The organism is Streptomyces sp. NPDC059371 (genome assembly GCF_042751995.1).
In the GTDB taxonomy this organism is placed as follows: Bacteria; Actinomycetota; Actinomycetes; order Streptomycetales; family Streptomycetaceae; genus Streptomyces.
The window spans coordinates 1-9254 of sequence record NZ_JBHYXD010000026.1 but is presented as its reverse complement, the minus strand read 5'-3'; the positions used below and the strand labels follow the sequence as shown (position 1 = coordinate 9254).

At 71.3% G+C, this 9254-nt stretch carries 8 protein-coding genes; 7 read left to right on the top strand and 1 reads right to left on the bottom strand.

Annotated features, from left to right (window positions below; genetic code table 11):
* Window positions 1–123 precede the first annotated feature (123 nt).
* The gene (locus ACFXGX_RS17230) at window positions 124–1563 is read right to left on the bottom strand and encodes a gamma-aminobutyraldehyde dehydrogenase (protein WP_384791198.1); all 1440 of its coding nucleotides are present in this window, start codon (window positions 1561–1563) and stop codon (window positions 124–126) included.
* Window positions 1564–1750: 187 nt separating this feature from the next.
* Here ACFXGX_RS17230 and ACFXGX_RS17225 point away from each other — a divergent pair, with 187 nt between their 5' ends.
* From ACFXGX_RS17225 to ACFXGX_RS17195, 7 genes are all read left to right on the top strand, one after another.
* Entirely contained in the window at window positions 1751–2266 is a 516-nt protein-coding gene (locus ACFXGX_RS17225) for an Lrp/AsnC family transcriptional regulator (protein WP_355762614.1), read from the top strand.
* Complete coding sequence (locus ACFXGX_RS17220; RefSeq protein ID WP_384791194.1) at window positions 2251–3633, top strand: aspartate aminotransferase family protein; 1383 nt, start codon at window positions 2251–2253, stop codon at window positions 3631–3633. The genes ACFXGX_RS17225 and ACFXGX_RS17220 overlap by 16 nt, the downstream gene beginning before the upstream one ends.
* 274 nt (window positions 3634–3907) lie before the next feature.
* On the top strand, window positions 3908–4645 hold the full coding sequence (locus ACFXGX_RS17215; RefSeq protein WP_384791191.1) for an ABC transporter ATP-binding protein: 738 nt from the start codon (window positions 3908–3910) through the stop codon (window positions 4643–4645).
* Window positions 4627–6333, top strand: a complete 1707-nt coding sequence (locus ACFXGX_RS17210) for a hypothetical protein (RefSeq protein WP_384791188.1) — start codon at window positions 4627–4629, stop codon at window positions 6331–6333. Before ACFXGX_RS17215 ends, ACFXGX_RS17210 begins: the two co-directional genes overlap by 19 nt.
* A gap of 119 nt (window positions 6334–6452) precedes the next feature.
* Window positions 6453–6860: a VOC family protein gene (locus ACFXGX_RS17205; protein ID WP_384791185.1), complete on the top strand. Its 408-nt coding sequence runs from the start codon at window positions 6453–6455 to the stop codon at window positions 6858–6860.
* Window positions 6861–7187: 327 nt separating this feature from the next.
* On the top strand, window positions 7188–8303 hold the full coding sequence (locus ACFXGX_RS17200) for an LOG family protein (protein WP_384791182.1): 1116 nt from the start codon (window positions 7188–7190) through the stop codon (window positions 8301–8303).
* Window positions 8304–8459: 156 nt separating this feature from the next.
* The gene (locus tag ACFXGX_RS17195) at window positions 8460–9149 is read left to right on the top strand and encodes an LAETG motif-containing sortase-dependent surface protein (RefSeq protein WP_384791179.1); all 690 of its coding nucleotides are present in this window, start codon (window positions 8460–8462) and stop codon (window positions 9147–9149) included.
* Window positions 9150–9254 lie beyond the last annotated feature (105 nt).

Below are 9254 nucleotides of genomic sequence, written 5' to 3'. Positions count from 1 at the left end.
GGGCTGGATCAGGCTGGTACTGGCGCTCATGTCGCTGGTGGTGATCGTGGGCGCCGTGGGCGGCGCCCGGCAGCGGCAGCCGCCCCCCGCCCGCCCCCCCCCACGTTCACGCGCGGTACGCCGTCAGCCGTCCAGCGACGTCATCACGTGCTTGATGCGCGTGTAGTCCTCGAAGCCGTAGCCCGACAGGTCCTTGCCGTAGCCGGACTTCTTGAAGCCGCCGTGCGGCATCTCGGCGACCAGCGGGATGTGGGTGTTGATCCACACGCAGCCGAAGTCGAGGGACTTGGACAGGCGCATCGCGCGACCGTGGTCCTTGGTCCACACCGAGGAGGCGAGGGCGAAGTCGACGCCGTTGGCCCACTCGACGGCCTGGGCCTCGTCCGAGAAGGACTGGACGGTGATGACCGGGCCGAAGACCTCGTTCTGGATGATCTCGTCGTCCTGCTTCAGGCCGGAGACGACGGTCGGGGCGTAGAAGTAGCCCTTGTCGCCGACCTGCTTGCCGCCCGCCTCGACCTTGGCGTGCGCGGGCAGCCGCTCGATGAACCCGGCGACCTGCTTGAGCTGGTTGGGGTTGTTCAGCGGGCCGTAGAGCACGTCCTCGTCGTCCGGCTGGCCGGTCTTCGTCTCGGCGGCGGCCTTGGCGAGCGCGGCGACGAACTCGTCGTGGATGGAGTCCTGGACGAGGACGCGGGTGGCGGCCGTACAGTCCTGGCCCGCGTTGAAGAAGCCCGCGACCGAGATGTCCTCGACGGCCTTGGGGATGTCGGTGTCCTCGAAGACGACCACCGGGGCCTTGCCGCCCAGCTCCAGGTGGACGCGCTTGACGTCCTTGGACGCCGACTCGGCGACCGAGATGCCCGCGCGGACGGAGCCGGTGATGGACGCCATCGCCGGGGTCGGGTGCTCGACCATCGCGCGGCCGGTGTCGCGGTCGCCGCAGATGACGTTGAAGACGCCCTTGGGCAGGATGCCGCCGAGGATGTCGGCGATCAGGACGGTGGAGGCCGGGGTGGTGTCCGACGGCTTCAGGACGACCGTGTTGCCCGCCGCGAGGGCCGGGGCGAACTTCCACACCGCCATCATCATCGGGTAGTTCCACGGCGCGACCTGGGCACAGACGCCCACCGGCTCACGGCGGACGATCGAGGTCATGCCCTCCATGTACTCGCCGGCCGAGCGGCCTTCGAGCATGCGGGCGGCACCCGCGAAGAAGCGGATCTGGTCCACCATCGGCGGGATTTCCTCGGACCGGGTCAGACCGATCGGCTTGCCGGTGTTCTCCACCTCGGCCGCGATCAGCTCCTCGGCCCGCTCCTCGAACGCGTCCGCGATCTTCAGGAGGGCCTTCTGGCGCTCGGAGGGGGTCTTGTCCCGCCACTCCGGGAAGGCCGCGGCGGCGGCCGCCATCGCGGCGTCCACGTCCGCCCGGCCGGAGAGCGGCGCGGTCGCGTACGCCTCGCCGGTCGCGGGGTTGACCACCTCCGTGGTCCGTCCATCGGCGGCATCGCGGAACTCTCCGTCGATGTAATTGCGCAGACGACGCAGCTCGGTGCTCACTGCCCGGCCCTCCTGTCGGATGTCCAACGGCCCAGGTGTCCACTACCTGAGATGCCTGGACCCCACCCTAATCCGTGACTCCACGTTTTCAACACCCCCGAACGGTCCAGAGCTGCGAAATCCGCAAGACACGTACCTGTAAACAACGAATTTCATCGCCCGAACCTTGCGGAACTGTCGATACGTCGTGCACAGTGGGGTCGTGGCCAGTCGAAGCGCGGAACCCAGGGACTCCCGCGAGTCCAGGAACGGCGGTCCCCAGTTGGACACCGTCTCCCTCGCCATCATCGAGCAGCTCCAACAGGACGGACGCCGCCCGTACGCCGCGATCGGCAAGGCCGTGGGCCTCTCCGAAGCCGCCGTGCGCCAGCGGGTCCAGAAGCTGCTCGACCAGGGCGTCATGCAGATCGTCGCCGTCACGGACCCGCTCACCGTGGGATTCCGCCGGCAGGCGATGGTCGGCGTCACGGTCGAGGGCGACCTCGACCCGGTGGCGGAAGCGCTGGCTGCCATGTCGGAAGTCGAGTACGTGGTGATGACCGCGGGCTCGTTCGACATCCTCGCCGAGATCGTCTGCGAGGACGACGACCACCTGCTGGACGTCATCAACAAACGCATCCGGGCTCTGCCCGGGGTGCGCTCCACCGAGAGCTTCGTTTACCTGAAGCTCAAGAAGCAGACCTACATGTGGGGAACCCGATAACCGTGAGCACCAAGGACCTCAGCAAGACCGCGTACGACCACCTGTGGATGCACTTCACCCGCATGTCCTCGTACGAGAACGCGCCCGTTCCCACCATCGTCCGTGGTGAGGGCACCTACATCTACGACGACAAGGGCAAGCGCTACCTCGACGGTCTCGCGGGCCTGTTCGTGGTCCAGGCCGGACACGGCCGTACCGAGCTGGCCGAGACGGCTTTCAAGCAGGCCCAGGAGCTGGCCTTCTTCCCGGTGTGGTCCTACGCCCACCCCAAGGCCATCGAGCTGGCCGAGCGCCTCGCGCACCACGCGCCGGGCGACCTGAACAAGGTGTTCTTCACGACGGGTGGCGGCGAGGCCGTCGAGACCGCGTGGAAGCTCGCCAAGCAGTACTTCAAGCTGCAGGGCAAGCCGACCAAGTACAAGGTCATCTCGCGCGCGGTCGCCTACCACGGCACGCCGCAGGGCGCCCTGTCCATCACCGGCCTGCCGGCCCTGAAGGCCCCCTTCGAGCCGCTGGTCCCGGGTGCCCACAAGGTCCCCAACACCAACATCTACCGCGCCCCGCTCTTCGGTGACGACCCCGAGGCCTACGGCCGCTGGGCCGCCGACCAGATCGAGCAGGAGATCCTCTTCGAGGGCCCGGAGACCGTCGCCGCGGTCTTCCTGGAGCCGGTGCAGAACGCCGGCGGCTGCTTCCCGCCGCCGCCCGGCTACTTCCAGCGCGTGCGCGAGATCTGCGACCAGTACGACGTGCTGCTGGTCTCGGACGAGGTCATCTGCGCCTTCGGCCGCCTCGGCACGATGTTCGGCTGCGACAAGTTCGGCTACGTACCGGACATGATCACCTGTGCCAAGGGCATGACCTCGGGCTACTCCCCGATCGGCGCGTGCATCGTCTCCGACCGCATCGCCGAGCCGTTCTACAAGGGCGACAACACGTTCCTGCACGGCTACACCTTCGGCGGCCACCCGGTCTCCGCGGCGGTGGCGCTCACCAACCTCGACATCTTCGAGCGCGAGGGCCTGAACCAGCACGTGCTGGACAACGAGGCCAACTTCCTGCAGACCCTGCAGAAGCTGCACGACCTGCCGATCGTCGGCGACGTCCGCGGCAACGGCTTCTTCTACGGCATCGAGCTCGTGAAGGACAAGGCCACCAAGGAGACCTTCACGGACGAGGAGTCGGAGCGCGTGCTCTACGGCTTCGTCTCCAAGAAGCTCTTCGAGTACGGCCTCTACTGCCGCGCCGACGACCGCGGTGACCCGGTCATCCAGCTCTCGCCGCCGCTGATCTCCGACCAGTCGACCTTCGACGAGATCGAGGGGATCGTCCGCCAGGTGCTGACGGAGGCGTGGACCAAGCTCTGATCGCACCCCGCTGATCCCCGGCCGCGAGCCCGGCCCCGCCGCTTCCCCACGGTGGGCCCGGCTCTTCCGTCCGGCTGATCAACCCCGGCCCCGGTGGCGCCCGTTCGAGTGAGAATGGGCGGCCCGGGGCCGTGTGCTGTCCGGCCTCCCGGCCCCGACTCCTTAGCGTGCCCTGTGACCGATCGGCCCTGCCTTCGTTCCCCCGTCCGGGGGACCGAGCGACCTCGAAGAGATCGCCGGGCACGGCACATCAGCTCGGAACGAGGTGTACGCGATGGTGGCCCCGCCTGACAACGACGTGCTCTGGGCGCGCGCCCTGCACGTCACGCACAACGGCTCGCCCGCGCTCAGCGGCGTCTCGCTCGGCATCCGTGAGGGCGAGATCCTCGCCGTCTGCGGCCCGCGCGGCAGCGGCAAGACGACCCTCCTGCGGTGCCTGTCCGGCCAGCTCCTGCCCCAGCAGGGCGAAGTCTGGTTCAACAGCTCGCCCGTGCACACCATGGGCCCGCTCACCCGCGAGCGGCTGCGCCGCGACCGGTTCGGCTGGATCGACCCGGTCCCGACGCTGATCCCCGAGCTGAACGCCTGGGAGAACACCGCCCTCCCGCTGATGCTGCGCGGCTGGACCCGCCGGGCCGCCAAGACCGCCGCCCTGGAGTGGCTGGAGCGCCTGGACGTCGGCCGCTGCGCCCGCAAGCGCCCGCACGCCCTGCTCCAGTCCGAACGGCAGCGCGTGGCCGTCGCCCGCGCCCTCGCCCCCACCCCCACCGTGCTGTTCGCCGACGAGCCGACGGCCCCGCTGCACCGCGCCGACCAGACCCAGGTGCTGCGCACGCTCACCTCGGCCGCCCGCTCGCACAACATCACCGCCGTCCTCGCCACCCACGACCCGGACACCGCGGCCCTCGCCGACCGCACGGTGTGCCTGCTCGACGGGCGGCGTGTGAACACCGTCCACCTGCCCCCCGTCACCGAGACGGAAGGCCGGGCCGCGTGCTCGCTCTCCGTCTAGCCCGCGGGGGCCACCCCCTCGTCCAGCTCCGCCGGCTCCTCGTCGCCGCCGCCTCCGCCGGCACCGGGTTCCTGCTGCTGTGCACGCTGGGTTACGCGATGAGCCATCCGGACGCCTCGGCCGCCGGCGCGCTGCGCCTGGCCTGGTGCGTCGTGCCCCTCGCCGCCACGGTCTACTTCGCCGTCGCGGTCGCCCGGACCGACCCCGCCACCCGGCCCCGGCCCGGCCTGTCCGCCGTCGGCCTCGGTCCCGGCCGGCTGATGGCGATCTCCGCCGCCACCACCGCCCTGTCCACGCTCCTCGGCTCGCTGCTCGCCCTGCTCCTCTTCCTCCATCTGCGCGGCGACCTGACCGCCGTCCCCTTCGGCGGCGCGGCGGCGGACTTCCTCGCCTCCGGCCAGTCGCTGCCCCTGCCCGCGGCGCTCACGCTGCTCGCCCTGGTGCCGGTCGCGGCCTCGGGCGCGGCAGCCCTTTCGCTGCGTCCCCGGGGCGGCCGTCCGGTGCGCGCCGCGTGGTCGTACGGCCGCACCTGGATGTCGGCGCGGCAGAGCGCCGTCGCGAGCGCGCCACGGACCTCCGTGCGCGGCACCGGACGGCCGGCGGGTGGCGCTCCCGCCGCGCCCGCGCCGTTCACCGCGCCCGGCGGGCCCACGGGCTTCGCGACAGCGGGCACGGCCGAGGGCCTCACCGTGACCGGCACGAGCGAGGGTCTCACCGTGACCGGCACGAGCGACGGGGTCGGGGACACGTCGGCGGCCGTCGTCGGCGCCCTCCCGGCACCCGACCCGCTTGCCCCTTCCCCGAATGGCTCCGGCGGCCCCGACTTCCACTGGACCGCCGAGGCATACGCCTCCGGGGAGACCGGGACGCCGTCGGCGGAGGACCGCCCGGCCGCGGTCGCCCACGGGACACCCGCCTCGTACGAGCGGACGGACTTGCCGTCGTTCGTGGACATGGACATGGACATGGACGCGGTGTACGGGGACACGCGTCCGGCGTACGAGGGTGGCGCCGTGTCCGGGGCGCGCCCGGACCCGCGCCGGGTCGCCGAGGCCGGCTCCGGCGGGCTGCCGCCCGCGCCGGGCTACCCGAACGGGCTCCCCTGGGGCGCGGCCACGCTGGCGGCCGGGCTGGCCGTGGAGACGTACGCGAGCCGTTCGGGAACCGCGCCCGCGCTCGCGCTGCCCGGCGGGTTCGTCGGCGGTCCGGCCGGGGTGCTGCTCGGCTGGGTGCTGACGGCGGTCGGTCTGGCCCTCGCCGGGCCCGCGATCACCTATCTGTGCGGATGGCTGCTCCAGGCCGTACGTCCCGGCGCGCTGCGGCTGCTGGCCGGGCGGGTGCTCCAGTCGGAGGCGCGGCGCATCGGGCAGCCGCTGGGGGTGGTGTGCGCGGTGGCGTCGGGCGGGTTCGCCATGACGACGCTGTACACCGGCGCCCGGCCCGCCTTCGGTCCGCTGACCACCCTGGGCGCGCTGCTGGTCGCCGGGTGCACGCTGCTGACGCTGGCGACCGCCGCCGTCGAGGCGCGGCAGAGCCGGGCCGACACCACGGCGGCACTGCTGCGGCTGGGGGCGCCCGCCACCATGCTGCGCGGCGCGGCGGCCCTGCGCGCCGGGGCGCTGTTCGTCGCGTTCGCTCCGCTGACCTGGGCGGTCGCCGAACTGGCCGCGCTTCCCCTGATCCGCTGACCGGCCCGCGGAGCACTCCGCGCGATGTTCGGGAAAAGGGGTCCGCGCCGGGCGATGAGTTCCGGGCGGACCCCCGGTCTATCCCTGCGAACGGCACAACACCGACGGGAGAACCTCGCATGTACCAGCAGATGATCTTCGTGAACCTGCCCGTGTCCGACGTGGCCGCCTCGAGGAAGTTCTTCACGGAGCTCGGCTACACGATCAACCCCCAGTTCTCCACGGACGACTGCGCCTGCGTGGTGATCAGCGACACGATCATCGCGATGCTGCTCGGCAAGGAGCGCTACGCGGACTTCACCAAGAAGGAGATCGCGGACGCGACGAAGACCAGCGAGGTGCTGCTGTGTCTGAGCGCCGAGAGCCGCGAGAAGGTCGACGAGCTGGTCGACGCCGCCATCGCGGCGGGCGGCTCGGGGTCCGGCGAGGCACAGGACCAGGGCTTCATGTACGGCCGCGCCTTCGACGACCTGGACGGCCACACCTGGGAGGTCATGTGGATGGACCCGGCAGCGGTCCAGGGCTGACCCGACGACGTGCCGAGGCCGGTGCGCGGCACAGGGGTCCGCACACCGGCCTCGTCCCACCCCCTGCCCGCCTTCCAGATGCGGGGCAAATTCCATCCCCTCCGGTGTTTGAGGGCAAATTCCAGCCCTCTCCGGCGTTCGAGGGGAAATTTCAGCCCCTCCGGCGTTTGAGGAGCGGGGTCTGGGGCGGAGCCCCAGGGGGTGGGACGGGCAGGGGCGGAGGGGGCGAAAGAAGCTGCGAGGCCCCGGGCAACCCGGGACCGGGTCGCGGGGGCGGAGGCCCGGAAGCCCGGTGCCCCTTAAGCGGCAGCCCCTAGCATGGGCGGGATGCTGCCAACTCCCCTACACGCCCCCCACGACCGTGAGATCGAATCCCTCGCCGAGTTCGACGAGGTCGTCTCGGCGGGTGGCTCGCTCGCCGGGTTCCGCGTCCAGGCCGTCGATCTGACGGGCCGTACGGCGGACCTCCTGTCCGTGGACACCGCGGGCGCCGTCTTCCTCGGCTGCCCGATGGAGTCCGCGGCGGCCGAGCGGGTCCGCCTCTCCGGCGCCCTCGTCTTCCCGCCCGTACCGGGCCTCCCCCTCGACCCGTACCGGGGTCATCTCTACTCCCCCGACGAACTCTTCGCCTCGCTCGACGCGGGGTACGAGTCGACACCCGACGCCCGCGCGTACGCCTGGTTCCAGCGGACCAAGGCCGACGGCGACATATTCGCGTCGATGGTGCGCGCGGTCCACGACGACTCCGTCTCGGACGCGCTCGACGAACTCCTCACCGGCGTACGGGTCGTGGGCGTGATGGGCGGTCACGCGATGGCACGCGGCACGGAGGCGTACGCGGGAGCCGCGCGCCTCGGCCGCACCCTCACGCGCTCCGGTCTCATGGTCGCCACCGGCGGCGGCCCCGGCGCCATGGAGGCGGCGAACCTCGGCGCGTACGCGGCCCCGTTCGACGACGGCATGCTCGACGAGGCCCTGCGCGTGCTGGCCGCCGTCCCGTCGTTCACGCCCTCCGTCACCGACTGGGCGCGCGCGGCGTTCGAGGTGCGCGAGCGCTGGCCCTCGGGCGGCCCCTCGGTCGGCATCCCCACCTGGTTCTACGGCCACGAGCCGCCGAACGCCTTCGCCGCGCACATCGCCAAGTACTTTGCCAACGCGACCCGCGAGGACGGGCTGCTGGCCCGCTCGAACGCGGGGGTCGTCTTCCTGCCGGGCGCCGCCGGGACCGTACAGGAGATCTTCGACAACGCGACCCCGAACTACTACGGGTCCAGGGGCGAGCCGACCCCCATGGTCCTGGTGGACCGGACGCACTGGACCGAGAAGTACCCCGCCTGGGAACTGCTCACGTCGCTGGCCAGGGAACGTGCGATGGAGTCGCGGATCGCCCTCGTCGACGGCGTCGATGACGCTCCGGAAGCGCTCAAACACCTGGGACGTTAACAACTCGGCAAAGCCAACAACGAGGCAGCACCTACGCATTGACAGCACTTAGGTCGCGCTTATAGACCTGTGAGACTCCTGGGGGCGTTGTTGCTGGAAAGATTGCAGCAAATCCCCCCACACCCCCCGCAGTTGCGCAACCTGTGAAGGGCAATCGTGTCCATATCTCGACGCACCGCACGTACCGTGCGAATCCTCGGCGTTGCCTCCGCCTCTGCCGCGCTCGCGCTCGGCGTCGCCGGCAACGCACTCGCCTGCAACATCAAGGACTTCTCGGCGGCCGCCACTTGTGACGGCAACGGGAAGGGCATCATCACCGTGACCGACGTCGACTCCTCCGCCAAGGAAGCCACCATCACGGTCTTCCTCGAGCGCAACGGCGCCGACGACCACCAGGTCGGCGACGCCCAGAAGGTCACGGGCAGCAAGGACGGCGCCACCGTCTCCTTCTCGGAGGACTGGGCGCCCAAGGCGGAGTACCGCATCCACGTCAGTGTCCCGGGCATCGTGGACAAGGACATCAACCCGAACCTGGTGACGAAGGACGAGGCCTGCAGCACCAAGTCGGAGTCGCCGTCCCCGTCGGCGAGCCCGGAGCCCTCGGAGTCCACTCCCTCGGACACCCCTTCGGACTCGGCGACCCCGTCCGACGCGGAGAGCAGCGCCGCTCCGGCCACCCCGGGCGACAACCAGCCGTCCGCGGCCGCCGGTGAGTCCAACCTCGCCGAGACCGGTGCGAACTCCAACACCCCGATGATCGCCGGTATCGCCGGCGCGTTCGTCATCGTCGGTGGCGGAGCGGTCTACTTCGGCATGCGCCGCCGCGGCGCCTCGAAGGCGAGCTGACCCGCTTCCCGAACGACCGTGTGGCCCGCCCCCCCCCGGGGGGGGGGGGCCCCCCCCGGGCCGGCCCCCCCCGCGCCCCGCGGGGCGCGCCGGGGCGGTGGGCGC